The organism is Microbacterium sp. NPDC055357 (assembly GCF_053644835.1).
The window spans coordinates 100,237-117,477 of the sequence record NZ_JBSHLZ010000001.1; the positions used below are offsets into that span (position 1 = coordinate 100,237).

At 72.8% G+C, this 17,241-nt stretch carries 11 protein-coding genes; all 11 read left to right on the plus strand.

Features of this window, described 5'->3' with window-relative positions; all coding sequences use genetic code 11:
* Positions 1 to 95 precede the first annotated feature (95 nt).
* Entirely contained in the window at positions 96 to 713 is a 618-nt protein-coding gene (locus ACWICD_RS00455) for a hypothetical protein (protein WP_454138974.1), read from the plus strand.
* Positions 714 to 811: 98 nt separating this feature from the next.
* Entirely contained in the window at positions 812 to 1,798 is a 987-nt protein-coding gene (locus tag ACWICD_RS00460; protein ID WP_454138975.1) for an ABC transporter, read from the plus strand.
* A complete protein-coding gene (locus ACWICD_RS00465) occupies positions 1,795 to 2,295 on the plus strand; it encodes a hypothetical protein (RefSeq protein WP_454138976.1) in 501 nt (166 codons plus the stop codon). The genes ACWICD_RS00460 and ACWICD_RS00465 overlap by 4 nt, the downstream gene beginning before the upstream one ends.
* Before the next feature lie 47 nt (positions 2,296 to 2,342).
* On the plus strand, positions 2,343 to 2,996 hold the full coding sequence (locus tag ACWICD_RS00470) for a spermidine/putrescine ABC transporter substrate-binding protein (protein ID WP_376131052.1): 654 nt from the start codon (positions 2,343 to 2,345) through the stop codon (positions 2,994 to 2,996).
* Between the two features lie 126 nt (positions 2,997 to 3,122).
* On the plus strand, positions 3,123 to 4,262 hold the full coding sequence (locus ACWICD_RS00475; RefSeq protein WP_454138977.1) for a serine/threonine-protein kinase: 1,140 nt from the start codon (positions 3,123 to 3,125) through the stop codon (positions 4,260 to 4,262).
* Positions 4,262 to 10,222, plus strand: coding sequence for an Ig-like domain-containing protein (locus tag ACWICD_RS00480; protein ID WP_454139227.1), 5,961 nt, complete (start codon positions 4,262 to 4,264; stop codon positions 10,220 to 10,222). Before ACWICD_RS00475 ends, ACWICD_RS00480 begins: the two co-directional genes overlap by 1 nt.
* Before the next feature lie 35 nt (positions 10,223 to 10,257).
* The gene (locus tag ACWICD_RS00485; protein WP_376131049.1) at positions 10,258 to 11,223 is read left to right on the plus strand and encodes an AAA family ATPase; all 966 of its coding nucleotides are present in this window, start codon (positions 10,258 to 10,260) and stop codon (positions 11,221 to 11,223) included.
* Positions 11,220 to 12,587, plus strand: a complete 1,368-nt coding sequence (locus tag ACWICD_RS00490) for a DUF58 domain-containing protein (protein ID WP_454138978.1) — start codon at positions 11,220 to 11,222, stop codon at positions 12,585 to 12,587. The genes ACWICD_RS00485 and ACWICD_RS00490 overlap by 4 nt, the downstream gene beginning before the upstream one ends.
* Positions 12,584 to 15,097, plus strand: coding sequence for a transglutaminaseTgpA domain-containing protein (locus ACWICD_RS00495; protein WP_454138979.1), 2,514 nt, complete (start codon positions 12,584 to 12,586; stop codon positions 15,095 to 15,097). Before ACWICD_RS00490 ends, ACWICD_RS00495 begins: the two co-directional genes overlap by 4 nt.
* Positions 15,094 to 16,551, plus strand: a complete 1,458-nt coding sequence (locus tag ACWICD_RS00500; protein WP_454138980.1) for a DUF5684 domain-containing protein — start codon at positions 15,094 to 15,096, stop codon at positions 16,549 to 16,551. Before ACWICD_RS00495 ends, ACWICD_RS00500 begins: the two co-directional genes overlap by 4 nt.
* Positions 16,548 to 17,195 carry a hypothetical protein gene (locus ACWICD_RS00505; RefSeq protein ID WP_454138981.1) on the plus strand — a complete coding sequence of 216 codons (648 nt, stop codon included), beginning with the start codon at positions 16,548 to 16,550 and terminating at the stop codon, positions 17,193 to 17,195. Before ACWICD_RS00500 ends, ACWICD_RS00505 begins: the two co-directional genes overlap by 4 nt.
* Positions 17,196 to 17,241: the final 46 nt, after the last annotated feature.

Below are 17,241 nucleotides of genomic sequence, written 5' to 3' on the forward strand. Positions count from 1 at the left end.
GGCCTTCGTCGTTCCCGAGCCACGGGAACAGTCCTCCCCAGCGCGCCGACACGGCCACGCGGCATCCGGTGTCTACCGTGGAGGAGGAGGACGGCATGGCGCGCACGGGGGGACGAAACCTCTGGATCGCCGTACCCTCGGTGCTCGCGTGCATCGCCGTCGTGGCGGGCCTGGTCTGGCTCGCCGCACCCATGGTGCCGACCGCCGTGGACTGGGTCGGCGACACCCTGCGGGCGAACGCGGACGCGCAGGAGGACGCCGAGAACCAGCGAACCCCCGTCCAGCTGATCGCCGACGGCGATCCGCTGGACTGTCGCGACCTGTATCCCGATCAGCTGTGGGCCGAGCTCATCTGGCACGGAGACGTGCTGCTCAGCCAGAACACCGCGCGACCCGTGATCGCAGCCGACGACCTCGTCGAGGCGCTCGCGCCGACCGTCGCCGTCAACTGCGCGTGGGCGCTCGGACGGAACGAGTCGATCACGTCCACCGTCTCGGTCATCTCGCCCGACGCGATCGGCATCGCGCAGGCGGCGCTCTCGGCGCAGGGGTTCTCGTGCTCGACCGCCGAGACGGCGCTGGAATGCGCCCGCGCGAGGGGCGGCGTGCGGGAAGAGCACATCATGCGAGACGACGTGTGGCTCTCGATCGTCGGGACGGGCTGGCGCCCCGAGGACTACGCGAACCGACTGGCCGCCTACATCTGGGGATGACGCAGTCGCGCGTCGCGCGGCATGGCTACGCGTGTGAAGGCCCTGTCGGGGTTACCCTCGCACATGCGGGGAGCGGCCCCGCGTGAGGAGTGCTTCCGATGAGTGACCCCAAGTCGTCCTACGGCGAGCCGGTCGAGGAACCCACAACGGTCGACGACGTCGTCGGGCGTGCTCACGAAGGTCTCGCTGACGCCGAGGCCGCCCGCCGCGACGCCGTCGACGAGCCGGCCGCTGTCGAGGACGAGCAGATCGTCGTCGAAGAAGAGGCCGTGTTCTCCGACGAGACCCCGTCGGCAGAGAACGAGTGGGCCGCAGAGCCGCCCTCGTGGGCGACCGACGCGCCGCTCGACGAGGAACCGCCCTCCGCCGTCGAGGAACCAGCCGCCGTCGTCGAAGAGACGATCGTCATCGACGAGACCGTCGTCGCCGACGACGAGCCGACCGCCGTCTACGAGCCCGTCGTCGCGCCCGCCGAGCCCATCGCCGAGAGCGTCGTGCCGCCGGCGGCCGTGTCGCCGCAGCCCATCTTCGTGCAGGCGCCCGAGGCGCCGCGCCTGCGCGGCAATCGTGCCGCCGCCGGTGCGATCGGCTTGCTCGCGGCCCTCGCCTTCGCGGTGCTCTACCTCGGCGCGACCCTCGGCTTCGGCGCCATCCAGGGCGACGTCACCGCCGAGACCTTCGCCACGGATGCCGTCGCCGGGCTCACGACGTGGGCGCTGTGGGTGCCGACGGTCGTGTTCTTCATCGCGTTCTGGCTGCTCGGTGCGATCATCAACCGCGGCCGCTGGGCGGCCTGGGTCATCATGGGCCTGCTCGTGGGCGTCGCCGCCTACGGCGGCCACCTGCTCGGGCAGCTCTTCCAGGCGCCGTTCTGGATGCTCACGGCCTCCGAGGGGGCCGAGCTCGTCGAAGCGCAGCTGCTCGCCCCGCTCGCGATCGTCGCGTTCGTGCTGGGCCGCGAGCTCACCATCTGGTTCGGGGCATGGGCCGCCGCGCGCGGCAAGCGCGTCACCGAGCTCAACATCGAAGCGCAGCGTGAGTACGAGCGCACGCTCGAGGCGGGCCCGCAGCTCGTCCGGCCATGACGACCGGGCGTCCGGGTGACGGGGCCGACCGCGGTCCCGTCTCGCCGGCGCTCGCGGTCGTCTTCGCGACGGTGGGCTATCTCGCCCTGGTCATCTTCGGACTGGGGATGCTGTCCCTCGCGCTCGATGAGAGCATCATCGAGGAGCCGGGCCTCGGCCCGCTTCCCGGCGTGGCCGCGACGACGCTGTCGATCGTCGCGTTCGGCGCGACGCTGTGGAGTCCTGTGCGGCGCACTCAGCCGTCGTTCTGGAACTCGGCCTGGGTCATGGTCGCGTCGTTCCTCGCCTACCTCGCGGGGCTGTGGATCATGGCCGTCGCGACGGGAACGGCGGTCGGGATCGCGACTGCCGTCGCGGGCCGCATCGCGACGACCGGGTTCGGCCTGGTGATCGCCGCGGCAGCCCTCGTCGCCGCGTGGTCGGGCATCGCGCTCGTGCGCACGCGGGCTCGTCGCCCGCGCTGGCCGTGGGAATCCGACGACGAAGAGACGCTGTGACGGCGTAAGAACCCGGATCGGGCGTGCCGAGAGGATAGCGTTATCGCGTGGAGCGGTCGCTCGAGACGCAGGTCAGCCAGGCGGTGGACGCCTGGCTCGTGTGGCTGCCACGCTGGCAGCCCGCGACGCACCGCGGGCGCGTCGCCCCGTGTCGACGGTGCTTCGGCTCTCCGATCCTGTCGGCGGCGGGGCTGGGGGCCGATGTGCCGCACGGCGTGCAGCACGGCCTGTCGATCCGCGTCAAGGCGATCATCGACCGCGCCGTCGCGGAATACACGGCGCGCAACCTTCCCATGCTGCAGGCCGAACTCGATCAGCAGGCCGCGCGCAACCGGGCGCGCAGCTATCGCCCCGCCGAGGGACTCGCCCCCGAGTTCGAGGGGATGCCGCTCGACCCCGAACCCCAGCCGGGCGCGCCGTTCCTGTTCACCCTCTCGGGCCTGGCCGAAGAAGCCGAATCCCAGGTTCCCGAGCTTCCACCGCTCACCGAAGAGGCCAAAGCGGCGCTGCGCCAAGAGGTCGCCCTGGCCGACGACTACGCCAACATGGTGGGCCGCGAAGTGTGCGCCGTCCTGCTGCCGCATCGCCTGCGGATCCAGGCCGCGGTCTCTCAGCATGTCGAGCCGCAGATCGCCGCTCTGCTCGAGGATCTGTCCCGCACCCTCGACGCGCCGTTCGACCCGAACGCGCCCGGCGACTGAGGTTGTGCACACACGATCGCTGTCACCAGGATCAGCGGCTTCGGCTTTGTTAGCATGGCCCCACTTCGCGCGTGGGCGCGGACTCCGCGCTGAACACTCGGCGCGATGATCCTGGGGGAGGGAACGGTGGCCACACGCCTGCCCTCGGCCCCTCCGCTCCTTCCGGGGCTCGCCTACATCCGCCCGCTCGGATCGGGTGGATTCGCCGACGTCTTCCTGTACGAGCAGGACATGCCCCGGCGCAACGTCGCGGTCAAGGTGCTGCCGAGCGACGTGCGCGATCCCGACCTGCGGCGCATGTTCAACGCGGAGGCCGACGTGCTCGCACGGCTGTCCGCGCACCCCGCGATCGTGACGGTGTACCAGGCGGGCATCTCGGCCGACGGCCGTCCCTACATCGTCATGGAGAACTGCCCCGGTTCGCTCGCGCGGCGCTATCGCATCGAGCGGATCCCGGTCGACGAAGTGCTCGCGACCGGCGTGCGCATGGCGAGCGCGCTCGAGTCGGCGCACCGCGCCGGCGTGCTCCACCGCGATGTGAAGCCCAGCAACATCCTCATCACGACATTCGGCACGCCGGTGCTCGCAGATTTCGGGATCTCCTCGTCGCTGCTGCGCGAGACCGCCGATGAGGTGCTCGCCATGTCGATCCCGTGGAGCGCCCCGGAGGTCGTCGCCGAGCAGACGGCGGGCACCGTCGCGAGCGAAGTGTGGAGTCTCGGCGCCACCGTCTACTCGCTGCTGGCGGGCCGGAGCCCGTTCGAACGCCGCGAGCGGGGCCAGAACACGAAGGAGCTCCTGCGGCGACGGATCGCCCGGGCCTCGTATACCGACATCGCGCGCACCGACGTGCCCGCATCGCTCCAGGCCGTGCTCGCGCAGGCGCTGAGTCGTGATCCCGCCAAGCGGCATCCCTCGGCGCGCGCGTTCGCCGAGGCTCTGCAGGCGGTGCAGACCGAGCGAGGGGTGTCCCCGACGCCGATCGACGTGCCCGAGACCGAGTGGGCGCCCGCCTCCGAACGCGTCGACTTCTCGGATGCCGGGCTGCGCGGCCCCGTTCGATCGAGCGTCGACCACGTGCGCCGTCGCAAGGACCACACCGATTCCGGCGTCGCGGGCCTGGCACGCGACGAGGACACGGCGTTCTCGGGACCCGGCTCCGAGAGCCCGCGTCGCATCGGGATCGTCGTGGGCATCGCCGGCGGAGCCGTCGTCGTCGCCGCGTCGGCGGTCGTCGCGGTGCTGTTCGCGACGGGTGTGCTGTGATGCGCCGCCGGACGACAGCCGGACTCGTCGCGGCGGCCGCCGCGGTCGCGCTCGTGACGACCGCGAGCATCGTGTGGCCCGGTCTCGACGCCAAGGAGACCCCGCGGATCGACGCATCGGTGTGGGCGCTGCAGACCGCCGACGGGCGCGGCTACGCCCGCGTCAACACGACGGTCGGCGAACTCGACACCGTCCGCAGCATCAGCAATCCCGACCTCGTGGTGCAGGCTCCCGACGCCGCGTATCTTCTCAGCGACAGCCTCAGCACGATCACACGCATCGACGAAGCGCAGCCCGCCGACCTCGACGACGAGACGCTCGACGTGTCGACGCCGACGCCGACGGGCACGGTCGACGTCGCCGCGGCCGATGACTTCGTCGCGTACCTGACCGATGCCGGCGCCGTCTTCGCCGGACGGCTCTCGCTCGGCGATGCCGCACAGCTCGCCCCCTTCGCCGACGGCGAGGACAGCCCGCGGTACACCGCCGATGCGATCGCGGTCGACCAACGCGGCATCCTGTTCGCCTACTCGCGCGCCGACGGATCGGTGCTGCGGTACGACATCGCGTCGTCGACGGTGCGCGGTCGCGATGCCGTCGCGGTCGACGCGGCCGAAGCGCTCGCGATCACGGCCGCGGGCGACACGTGGGCCGTCGTCGACACCGACACCGGGACGCTGTGGCGACGAGGGGCGGATGCCGCCGAGCAGGCCCCGACGACGGGGCCGGTCGTCGTGGGCGAGCCCGATGCCCACGGCGGTGCGATGTATCTCGCCGATGAGATCTCGGTCGTGACGGTTCCCGTCGACGACGGGCCCGCCGCGCGGGCGTACGGCATCGGCGACACGGTGCTCGGCGTGCCGGCGGCACCGGTCGTGCACGACGGCGACGTCTATGCCGCGTGGCTCGGCCAGGGCGGCACCGGCGGCCTGCTGTGGAACTCGCGCGACGATGCGGCCGTGCCGCTCGACTACGGCGACGCCGTGCTGTCCGATCAGCGCCGGCCGACCTTCGTCGAGGGCCGTGATGCGCTGCTGCTCAACGAGACCAGATCGGGCTGGGTGTGGACGGTCCCCGACGGCGAGCTCGTCCCATCGAGCCAGGACTGGTCCCTCGACGACCGCGTCGAGGCGGAGTCGGTCGTGAGCGATGAGGAGCTCCCGGTCATGCTCGACCCCAAGCCTCCCGTGGCCGAACCGGATTCCTTCGGTGTCCGGGCGGGGACGCTCGCGGCGCTGCCGGTGCTCATGAACGACCACGACCCCAACGAGGACGTGCTCAGCATCGTGGGCGAGTCGGTGACCGGGCTCGACCCGGGGTTCGGGACGGTGTCGCTCACCGACGACGCGCAGCGGCTCACGGTGCGCGTCGCGCCGGGGGCGACGGGGTCCGCCACGTTCTCGTACGCCGTGACCGACGGCACCTCCGACGACGGGCTCGTGTCCGAGCCCGCGACCGTGACGATCACGGTCGCGCCGGAGTCCGCCAACACGGCCCCGCAGTGGTGCGGAGTCGAACGCTGTCTGCTGGAGTGGCCCGAGCCCGAGGTCGCCCGCGGCGGCACCGTCACGGTGCCGGTGCTGCACGGCTGGGTCGATCCCGAAGGCGACCCCGTCCTGCTGCTGTCGGTCGACAACCCGTCGGGCATCGGCAGCGTCGCGGCGACGCCCGGTGGCGAGGTCGTCTACCAGCACGACGACGACGGGTCGGGCGGCGAGCAGCTCGTCGAGCTCGCGCTGACCTTCGCCGATGCGCGGGGCGCGACGACGGTCGAGCCGCTGATCGTCCGCGTCACACCGCAGCCCGCGCTGGATGTGCGCTCGTTCGCCGTCGTCGACGTGCTGGCGCCCGGCACGACGGTCGATGTCACGGCTCACGTGACGGGCACGACGGGGATGCTGTCGCTCTCTTCCGTCCGCGTGCTCGACGACGCACCGGCGACGGCGACGATCGTCGGCGGCACGACCGAGTTCGACTTCTCGGCGCGTGCGGCCGGCACGTACCGGGTCGACTTCACGGTGACCGACGGCGCTCAGGAGGGCAGCGGCACGGCGCGCATCACGATCCTCCCCGAGGACGCCCCGCCGCAGCTCGCCACAGCGCCCGTCGTCGCGTTCGTGCACCCGCAGAAGGACGCCACGATCGACGTGCTCGAGGCGGTGCACAATCCGACGCGTCGCGTGCTTCTGCTCAGCGATGTCGAGGCGACCCCCGAGGCGGGGGCCAGTCTCTCGGTCGACGCCGTCGGTCAGCGACACCTGCGCGTCTCGGGCGCGACGGCGTCGGGGGCCTCGGGGCGCCTGGGCACGGTGCGCTACGTCGTGAGCGACGGCACCGAAGACGCCGGCGCACGCGTCGAGGGCGAAGCGACCGTGTATCTGCTGCCCCCCGCGCCCGAGCTCGCGCCGATCGCCGTGGACGACCGCGTCGTCGTGCGCGCCGGAACCCAGATCGACATCCCGGTGCTCGAGAACGACGTCGCTCCCGCGGGAGGGCGGCCCGTGCTCGATCCGTCGCGAGTCGTCTCGTCGACCGACGACGCCCTCGCGTTCGCATCGGGAGACCTGCTGCGCTATCTCGCCCCGACCGAGCCGGGCGACTACACGATCGACTACGCCGTCTTCACGACGGGCTCGCCCGCGCTCGCCGACGTCGCGACCGTGCGGGTGCAGGTGCTGGGCGACGAGGCGAACCGTGCACCGCTGCCCGAGCGGCTCGAAGGCCGGGTGCTCAGCGGACAGTCCACCGTGATCGACTTCACGCCGTTCGAGATGGATCCCGACGGCGACACCGTGACGCTCGACAGCATCGTGACCCAGCCCGAGCGCGGGTCGGCGTCGCTGTCCGCCGACGGCACGTCCATCGTCTACACGAGCGTCGCGGGTGACCGCGGACAGGTGTCGTTCACGTACCGCGTCGTCGATCCGTCGGGTGAGAGCGGAGATGCGCGCGTGCGCATCGGGGTGCTGGACGCGCAGTCGAATCCGAGTCCGGTGACCTACACCGACTACGTGCAGGTGCAGGCGGGCGAGGGCAAGTCGATCCGCGTCCGGCCGCTCGCCAACGACATCGACCCCGTCGGGGGCCGTCTCGCGCTCACCGACGTGCGGCCGGATCTGCCCCAGACGCTCGTCGAGGGCGAGCCCAATCCCGAGTTCGACCGTCTGGCGGCCCGGTTGCTGTCGGTCGACGAGCAGACGGTCGTCGTCGAGGCCGGTCAGGAGCCGGGCACGATGTCCTTCCTCTATGACGTGGCGTCGACGTCGGGCAACACGGCGCGCGGGCTCATCGTCGTCAGCGTCGTCCGCGAGAGCGTGCCGGACTACCCCGTCGTGAGCGACACCGTCTTGACGGCCGAATCCCGGGAGGAGTTCCCCACCGGCGTCGATGTGCTCAGCGGCAAGGTCGCCTGGTCGGCGGGCACGGTCGAAGACCTCGACCTCTCGCTGTGGGGCGATCCGGACGACGTCTCGGTCGCGGGGCCCCGGATCCGGGGACCGCTCACGGCTCGGACGCAGCTCATCCCGTTCGCCGTGTCGGGCGAAGGCGCCGCGGGCGAGGTGACCACGTACGCGTTCCTGCGCGTGCCCGGCGACGGCGACGTCACTCTGGCCCTTCGCGCGGGGATCGCCGCGCCGCAGGTCGTCGAGCTGGAATCGGTGACCTTCGACATGGCCGATCTCGTCGCCAGGCCGCGCGGAAGCCGGCTCGAGGTCGGCGGCGAGGCGACCGCGTCGGGTGCGCGCCCCGATTCGGCGTGCGTCGTCGAAGCCGGCACACGCGTGCGCTACGACGCGGGCGCGGGCGCACCCTGGACCGACGCCTGTCGCGTGGCCGTGCGCCTCGAGGGGCAGGACGAGTGGACGCAGCTGTCCGTGCCGATCACCGTGCGCGCGCGCGACCCCCAGCCCGAGCTCAAGGCCGGATCGGTGACCGTCGGCCCCGGCGAGACGACGACGTTCGACCTGCGGTCGATGACGACCTGGCAGCTGCGCGACGACTGGGCCGGGATCGCCTACGCCCTGGATTACACCGGCACCTCGTTCACCGCCTCGCTCGACGGATCGATCGTCACCGTGACGGGCGCCGATCGCGCCGTGCCGGGACTCGACGAGGCAGCCGTCGTGTCGGTCACGAGCCACGCCGATGTGACACCGGCTCGGCTCATCCTGCGCGTCGGCGCTGCGCCGTCGACCCTGCCGCGCGGCGGCTCGGTGACGCAGCAGTGCTCGCAGGCCTCCGGGTCCTCGTGCACCTTCACGGTCATCGGCGCTGCCGGCGAAGTCAATCCGCTGCCGCGCACTCCGCTCGAGGTGGCCGCCATCCGGGACGCCGGCTCGTGCAGCGGCGTGACGTTCGCCCGCGTCTCCGCGACCATCGTCTCGGCGACGTGGACCGCCGACACGGCGGGAACGACGTGCACCGCGGCCTTCTCCGTGCAGGACGCGCAGGGCCGCCGCACGAACGGCGAGCGCGACGGCCGCATCGTGTTCGACCTGCTCGGCTACCCGAAGGGGCCCGCCTCGATCGCGCAGACCGGCTACGCCGACGGATCGGTCACGCTGCGCATCGACCCCGGCGCGGCGCGCGCGGCGTATCCCGAGCTCACGGGCTTCGTCGTCGTGTCCGACGGCAGAGAGGTCGCGCGCTGCCCTGCCGACGGCGCGTGCCCGGAGATCTCGGCGCCGAACGGCGAACCGCGCACCTATGAGGCGTTCGCGCGCAATGCGGTCGGCCAGTCCGTCGCCTCCGTGCGCACGGTCGCGTGGGCCTACGATGCACCCGCCGCACCGGCATCCGTCACCGTCCGGCCCGTGCCCGCCGGAGCAGAGGGGGGCATCGTCGCCCTGACGGTCGAGGGACTCGACCGCGACACCGGCTCGGTCGAGATCACGAGCGCGACGGGCGACACGGTCCGCGTGCCCGTGGGCCGCGGGTCGAGCACGCTCGACGTGCGTTCGTACCGCCTCGGCACGAACGCCCGCTCGCCGATCACGGTGACGCCGTACTCGCGCTTCGAGCTGCCGCCGGGGCTCGGCGGCAGCCCGACCGGCGCCTCGACGATCGGCTGGGGCAACGGCGTCGGCGCCCCGCTCGCATCCGACCTGGTGCTCGAGTCCACGTCGAACGGCGACGGCACGTCGACCGTGACCGCGCGCGCGTCGGCGCAGCTCAACGGCACCGGCTCGAGCCTGCGCTACGGCATCGTGCGCGACGGTCAGACGTGCCGTGTCACGACCGACGGGTCGTCCGCGACCTTCTCGGGTCTCGCGGACGGCGAGGAGTACCGCTTCGTCCTGTGCGTCGAATCCTTCTGGGGCGACGAGGCCTTCGCCCGCGCCGAGACGTCGAAGACGGTGCGCGCCGCGCAGTCCGGTCGTGCTCCGCGCGGGTACACCTTCGTCGTGGATGCCACGCCCGACGTCGTGCCGTCGGCCGGCCGGGCGCAGTGGGTGATCCGGGACACCCCGCGCTCGAGCGAGCCGGTCCCCAACCGCAACAGGGTGCAGTTCGACGCGTGGTCCCCGGGCAGCGGCACGTTCGGCCAGGATCCCGGCATCCGCGTCCGCTACGTGCACGAGTTCTGGGGCATCGCGACGGACTGGTCCGCCGTCGCGCCTGCCCCGGGCAGCGCTCCCTACCAGTTGCAGGCGTCGTGGCAGCTCGCGTCGCCGTGCGTCGGCGGCGGCGCGCTCACGCCGACGGGAACATCGTCGAACGGTCCCGGCGGCACCGTCGCGGCGTTCCAGTTCGACGCCTCCCGTGTGGTCTACTACGACGCGGCGGGCGCCGTCGTGCCGCACGAGGCGGGCACGTGGGCCGTGCCGGTCGGGGCGATCCGCGTGGACGGCATCGGCGTGACGGCGAGCTGGTCGCAGTGGGGGCTCAGCCCCGCGTCGGCGACCTTCGGCGCGTCCTGCAACCCCAACCTGCCGCCGGACCCCGAAGAAGCCCCCTGACCCATGCCGACGACCGATCGATCGAGGAATCCGCGATGACCATCTCCCCAGAGCAGGCGACCTGGTTCGCTCAGACGTTCGCCCAGCTCGCCGATAACGTCGAGCGCGCGGTTCTGGGCAAGCGGCACGCCGTCGAGCTCGTCCTCACGGCCATGCTGAGCGACGGCCACGTGCTGCTCGAAGACGTCCCCGGAACGGGGAAGACCTCGCTTGCACGCGCCATGGCGCAGTCGGTGCAAGGGACCAACACCCGCATCCAGTTCACACCGGATCTGCTTCCGGGCGACATCACGGGCATCAGCGTGTACGACCAGAAGGAGGGCGTGTTCGAGTTCCACGCCGGCCCGATCTTCGCGAACATCGTCCTCGCCGACGAGATCAACCGCGCCTCGCCCAAGACGCAGTCCGCGCTCCTCGAGGTCATGGAGGAAGGGCGCGTCACGATCGACGGCGTCTCGCGTCCGGTCGGCGACCCCTTCATCGTGCTCGCGACGCAGAACCCGATCGAGCAGGCCGGCACCTACCGGCTGCCCGAGGCGCAGCTCGACCGGTTCATGATGCGCACCTCTCTCGGCTACCCCGACCACGCGGCGACCGTGCGGATCCTCGACGGTGCCGCGACGCCGACGGCCGACCTCGCCCCCGTCATCACCCCCGATGCGCTCGTCGGCATGGCAGACCTCGCGGCGCAGACGTACGTCGACGCGCTCGTGCTCGACTACATCGCGCGCCTCGTCGACGCGACGCGCTCGGCCGACGAGGTGCGCCTCGGGGTCAGCATCCGCGGTGCGCTCGCCCTGACCCGCGCCGTCCGCACGCGCGCCGTCTCACAGGGGCGCACCTACGCGACGCCCGACGACGTCAAGGCGCTCGCCGTGTCCGTGCTGTCGCACCGGCTCATCCTGCACGCCGAAGCGGAGTTCGACGGCGTCACGCAGGAAGCGGTCGTCGGGCAGGTGCTGCTCGACATCGCACCGCCCTCGCGCCGAGAGGCCGTATGAGCCTCACCGACACGCGACTGACACGGACCTCGACCGAAGGCGCGGCGGGGCGCACCCACGCGACCTCGGTGACCGCGACGTCGATCTCGTCGGGGCGGATCGTGAACGTCGTCGTCTGGTCGACGCGTGCCTGGCGCGCTCTCGCCCGTGCCGCGACGGCGAGCACGATCTGGGTCGCCCGCACGGTGCGACCGGCGGGCGCGCTCGTGCTGCTGGCCGCCACGGCGGGTCTCGCGGCCGGCCTCGTGTTCGGCTGGGTCGAATGGATGGTCGCCGGCGCGGCGGCCCTGCTGCTTCTGCTGGCCAGCATCCCGTTCCTGTTCGGGTCGCGTTCGTACGAGGTGGACCTGTCGCTCGCGCGCGAGCGGATCATCGCGGGCGACGGGCTGTCGGGCGACGTCGTCGTCCGCAACACGGGCCGGCGGATGGCTCTGCCCGGCCGCATCGACATCCCGGTCGGGCCGGGCCTGGTCGAATTCGGCGTGCCGCTGCTGCGCCCGGGTCACACGGTCGCCCAGCCGCTGGACATCCCGCGGCTGCGGCGCGGCGTCGTGCGCGTCGGTCCCGCCACGACGGTGCGCAGCGACCCCGTCGGACTGCTGCGGCGCGAGCACGCGTTCGCCGACGCGCACGAGGTGTTCGTCCACCCCCGCACGACGTCGATCCCGTCGACGAGTGCGGGGCTGATCCGCGACCTGGAAGGCGCCCCCACGCGTCGCACGGTCGACGCCGACATGAACTTCCATGCGATCCGCCCCTACGTCGCCGGGGACGCCCGGCGCCACATCCACTGGAAGTCGACGGCGAAGACCGGCCGACTCATGGTGCGGCAGTACGAGGAGTCGCGCCGGTCGCGGATGGCGCTCGTGCTCGCCGTCGCCGAGCACGAGTTCCGCGACGCCGACGAGTTCGAACTCGCCGTCTCGGCGGCGGCGTCGTTCGGCGTGCAGGCCGTCCGCGATGCGCGTGATGTCGTCATCGTGACGGGATCCGAGATCCCGCGCGCCGTGCGCGGACGCCTGCGGACGATCCGCCACCTGCCCGCCGCTTCGCCCCGGCCCATGCTCGACGGCTTCAGCGGCGTGCGCATGTTCGAGAACACGATGGCCCTCGGCGACGTCTGCCGGCTCACCGCCGAGTCCGGCGAGCGGATCTCGATCGCCGTCCTGGTGACGGGCTCGGCCATGACGCTCACGCGTCTTCAGCAGGCCGCCCTCGCATTCCCCGCCGACACCGCGGTCGTCGCCGTCGTGTGCGACGAGCGCGCGCACCCCCGCGTGCAGACGCTGTCGAGCCTCACCGTCATGACCATCGGCACACTCGACGACCTGCGGGGGCTGCTGCTGAGAGGGGCTTCGGGGTGAGCGGGGCGCAGCGACGACGGGATGCCGCGAAGGCGGGCGGCCGCGTGCCGCCGCGCATCGTCGCGGGCTCCCTCTTCGCGGCGGCGGTCGTCGCGACGGCGGGCGTGTCGGCGTGGCCGATCTACCGCGAGCCGGCGTTCGTCGTCCTCGTGGCGGTCTCGGTCGGCGTCGCGGTCGGGATCACGGTGGTGGCGACGCGTCGCCGGTGGAGCGGCTGGCTCGTCGCCGGGGTCGTCGCGGCAGCGTTCATCGTGCTGGGCGTGCCGCTCGCCGTCCCCTCACGCCTCGGGACCCCGGTGGAGCTCGTCCGGGGGCTCGGCGAGCTCACGGCGGGCACCGCGGTCGCGTGGAAGGACCTTCTCACGGTCGAACTGCCGGTCGGCTCCTACCGCAACCTGCTCGTGCCGGCGCTCGTCGTCTTCCTCGTCGGCACGACCGCGCTGCTGCGGCTGTCCTGGCGCGAGGGGCGCCGCGCGTACGTCGCGATCCCCGTCGCACTGGCGATGGTGTCGTTCGGTCTGGTGTTCGGCCACGCTGACGTGAGCAGTCCCCTGATGCTCGGGCCCGTGACGCTGCACGCGCCGGTCGAGACGGCGCTCGGCGTCGCCGGCCTGCTCGCGTGCCTGCTGTGGCTCGCCTGGCGCGCGCACGATGAGCGGGTGCGCGCTCTGCAGCGCGCGGCGGTCGCGAGCGGCGTGCGCGTCGCACGACGGGCGACCCCCGCCGACCGTCGCCGGGCCGCGCTCGGGATCGGGATGATCGCGGTCTCGGTCGTCGTCGCGGTCGCGGTCGTGCCGTTCGCGGCCCGGGGGATCGACCGGGACGTGCTGCGCAGCGCCATCGGCCCCGAGATCGATCTGGCGGCCGAGCTCAGTCCGCTCACGCAGTACCGCGGCTTCTTCCAGGACGAACGCGCCGACGACGTGCTCTTCACCGTCGAGCTGACCGCGCGCACTCCCGACCGCGTGCGGCTGGCGACGCTCGACGACTACGACGGCGAGGTGTTCCGCACGAGCGAGGGGACGGGGGACGGGCGGTTCGTCCGCGTGGCATCCGCTCTCGAGGCCGGAGACGGAGAGCCGATCGAACTGCGCGTCACGATCGATCGCTGGGACGGACTGTGGATGCCGACGGCCGGCCGGCTGGCACGCGTCGACTTCGACGGGCCCCGGGCGGCGCTGCTGGCGGACGGCTTCTACTACAGCGCGGAGGCGACCGCGGGCGTCCAGGCGGCCGGCGGAGGACTGGAATCCGGCGACGCGTACCGGATGACGGGGGTCGAGCCGGCGCGGATCCCGCTCGCGCAGGCGCAGGCGCCCGGTGCGCCGGGGCTCGACACGATGCCGCCGAGCGTGCGGACCTGGGTCGAGGAGCACGCGTCGGGATCGGACGGCGTCGCGCTCGAGGCGGCGGTCGATCTGCTGCGCGAGCGCGGATACCTCAGCCACGCCCTGTCGCTGGGCGCCGACGGCACCGCCGTATGGGCGAGCGGGCTGTCGGGCTACCGGTTCCAGCCGAGCGCGTCGGGGCACTCGCTCGGACGCATCGACGCCCTGTTCACGCGGCTGCTCGAGCGTGAAGCCGACCCGCGTGCCGCGGCATCCGGCAACTTCGTCGCCGCGATCGGCGATGACGAGCAGTTCGCGACGGTGGTCGCGATCATCGCGCGCGAGCTCGGATTCCCCTCACGCGTCGTCGTCGGCACGCGCCTGGCCTCGGACGACGCGGACCTGAGCGTGTGCGACGACGGCGTCTGCCGCGCGCAGCATCTCGCGGCCTGGGCCGAAGTGCGCTCCGCGGGCGGCGAGTGGATCCCGATCGACGCGACGCCGCAGCACGCGCAGTCGCCGAGCCTCGAGGTGACGCAGCAGCGCGACCCGGAGGTCGTCACCGAAGTCCTGCCCGATTCGGTCGAGGAGATCATCCCACCCGAACCCGTGCAGCAGGATTCCGTCGCCGCCGACCCGTCCGATGAGGCGGCCGGTCCCGACCTCGCGTGGCTGTGGCCCGTGCTGCGCATCTCCGGGATGGTGCTGCTCGTGCTGCTCCTCGTGCTCGGCCCGTTCCTCGCGGTCATCACCGCGAAACGGCTGCGGCGTCGTGCCCGCCGGACGACGGGGACGGCCGCGGAGCGCGTCGCGGGCGGGTGGGAGGAGTACGTGGACGCCGCGATCGACGCACGCCGTGATGTGCCGCGCAGCGCCACGCGCAGCGAAGTCGCGGCCGCCCTGGGCACGTCGGCGGGCGCCGATCTGGCGGCGGCCGCCGACGAGGCCGTCTTCGCGGGGGAGGCGGGAGAGCCCTCGCCCGAAGCGGTCGACGCCTACTGGCGGACCGTCCACGCCGAGCGACACGCGCTGATCGGTGCGAACGGAATCCGGCGCAGGGTCGCCGCGACCGTATCGTTGAGATCGATCATCCGCCCGCTGGCACCCGCGAAAGGTGCTCGCACGCTCTTCGCCGAGAGGGGGAGGCGTTCGGGGCTGCGGCCCCTGCGTCCCACGCCATGACCATCGATGCCTCTGCCGTCGCCGCCGCCGGCCTGACCTGGTCCCTCGTCGCCCTCGCGCTCTACGTCTGGACGGCGATCGCCCTCGCCGCGGTGTTCCGCAAGTCGGGAGAGCCGGCGTGGGCGGGATGGGTTCCCGTCTACAACCAGGTCGTGCTGTTCCGCCTCGGCGGCGTCTCGCCGTTCCTCCTGCTGCTGTATCTCGTTCCGGGCGCGGGGGCCGTCGCCGTGTGGATCCTGCAGATCATCGCGTGCCACCGCATCAACGCCGCGTTCACGCTCGGCACGGGGATGACCGTGCTGGCGGCACTCGTGTTCCCCGTGTGGGCGTCGATCCTGGGTTTCGGCAGCGCACGCTGGGTCGGCGAAGAAGAAGCCGGTCCGCGACGGATCGGCGTTCCTGCGCCCGAAGCGACGCCGGTGTTCCCTCAGACCGGCCCGATTCCGCCGATGCCCGGCGCCGATGAGACCTTCCACGGACGCTCGACGCTCGTCGCGCCCGAAGATCCGCTGTTCGCGACGTCATCCGAAGCGGTCGCTCCGCCCGCGCCCGCCCCGGGACGACCGACGCCCTTCGCCCCATCTGCGCGCACGGCTCCCGACGAGGACGAGCCGGTCGGCCCCGTGGCCGGTCGTGCGGAGTCGCCGGTCTCGCCGCCCCCCGGCGGCTGGGCTCCGTCGGTCCCGGGCGACGCGAGCCGAACGCACCGTCGCGACGAGTTCGACGGACTGCGGCCGCCGCCCGTCCCGGAGGACAGCGTCGAGGTGACGGGGGCGATCCCGGGTGCGCCCGAACCGATGCCGGCCGCACCGTGGTCGCTGCCCGACCCCGCGCCCGTCACGCGCGCGCCCGCGGCCGCCAGGCCCTCGCCCGGGCCCGAGCCCGAGCAGGCGGACGCCGGCCCGGCGGACGACGAGCCGATGGCTCCCGAGCCGTGGGCCCCCACGCGGTCGCCGCACTTCGACACCGACGCCTTCTCCGACAGCTCCGGCGCGGTCTCGGCGATCGCCGGCGCCCCCGACGCGGGCTCCCCCCGGTCGGCCCTGTCGTCGGTCTCGGCGCAGAACAGACGCCCGCAGATCCCGGACGACGCGTTCGATGAGACGATCATCGCTCGACGCCGTCGCACCGACTGGTCGCTCGTCACGCCTTCGGGCGACCCCGTCCCGATCGGCGCCGAGGTCGTGCTGCTGGGCAGGCGTCCCCAGCCCGATCCCGGGCATCCGAGCGCTCAGCTCATCTCGATCGACGACGGAACCGTCTCCAAGACGCACGCGCGGCTCGAACTGCGCGGCGACACGTGGTGGGTGACCGACCTGAACTCCACGAACGGCGTGGTCTTCGCGACGCTCCTGGGCACCGAGGTCGAGGCGACGCCGGGCGTCGCGATCGAGGCGGGTGACCGCTTCCTGCTCGGCGATGCCGAGATCCGCCTGGCCCGGAGCGTGGAGTGACCGACGAACCCGACGACCAGACCCGCGTCGCGCGGCGACGCGGAACGGGCCCGGACGCGCATCCCGAGGACGACCTCGAGGCGACACGGCTGGTCGCCCGGCGCGGGGCCGAAGCGGCCGCACCGGTCGATTCAGGAGAGGCCGGAGCGGACACCGACCTCGATGACGCGACCCGGCTCTCGCGCCGCGCCGCGCGTGCGGAGGCTGAGATCGCCGGCCCCCGGCGGACGACAGCCGGGGACCTGCCCGAGGTCGATCCCGACGAGGGATCGACCGTCGTCGTGCGACGCGAGTCGCGGCGTCGCGCCGACCTCGCCGCAGCGGGCCACGAGGCGATCGAGGACACCGTGCTCACACGTGGACACGGCCCGTCCGTGCCGGGAGGCGCCGTCCGGTCGGCGCCCCGCCGCGAGGAGACCGCGCCTGCCGTGACGTACGGTCCGCGCGCCGCGGAGCCCGCACGCGTGACGCGCGCGGCGGCACCCGTGCGCACCCCGCAGCAGCCCGTCGACACCGACTCGCTGACGACGCGGCGGCGGCGTCTGGCACGCCGACGTCTCGTCGGGACGATCGTCGTGGCGGGGTTCGTCGCACTCGCCGCGGCCGTCACCCTGGGCGTGATCCTGCTGGCGGGCGCGGGATGACCGCCCGCCGGTTTTCCGAAGTCGGCGCGCTTCGTGAGAGTGTGGG

Bases quoted from the DNA above. Each gene is read 5' to 3' on its own strand.
- ACWICD_RS00490 (WP_454138978.1), top strand. From the start codon at position 11,220: ATGAGCCTCACCGACACGCGACTGACACGGACCTCGACCGAAGGCGCG.
- ACWICD_RS00500 (WP_454138980.1), top strand. From the start codon at position 15,094: ATGACCATCGATGCCTCTGCCGTCGCCGCCGCCGGCCTGACCTGGTCC.
- ACWICD_RS00465 (WP_454138976.1), top strand. From the start codon at position 1,795: ATGACGACCGGGCGTCCGGGTGACGGGGCCGACCGCGGTCCCGTCTCG.
- ACWICD_RS00485 (WP_376131049.1), top strand. From the start codon at position 10,258: ATGACCATCTCCCCAGAGCAGGCGACCTGGTTCGCTCAGACGTTCGCC.
- ACWICD_RS00460 (WP_454138975.1), top strand. From the start codon at position 812: ATGAGTGACCCCAAGTCGTCCTACGGCGAGCCGGTCGAGGAACCCACA.
- ACWICD_RS00455 (WP_454138974.1), top strand. From the start codon at position 96: ATGGCGCGCACGGGGGGACGAAACCTCTGGATCGCCGTACCCTCGGTG.
- ACWICD_RS00480 (WP_454139227.1), top strand. From the start codon at position 4,262: ATGCGCCGCCGGACGACAGCCGGACTCGTCGCGGCGGCCGCCGCGGTC.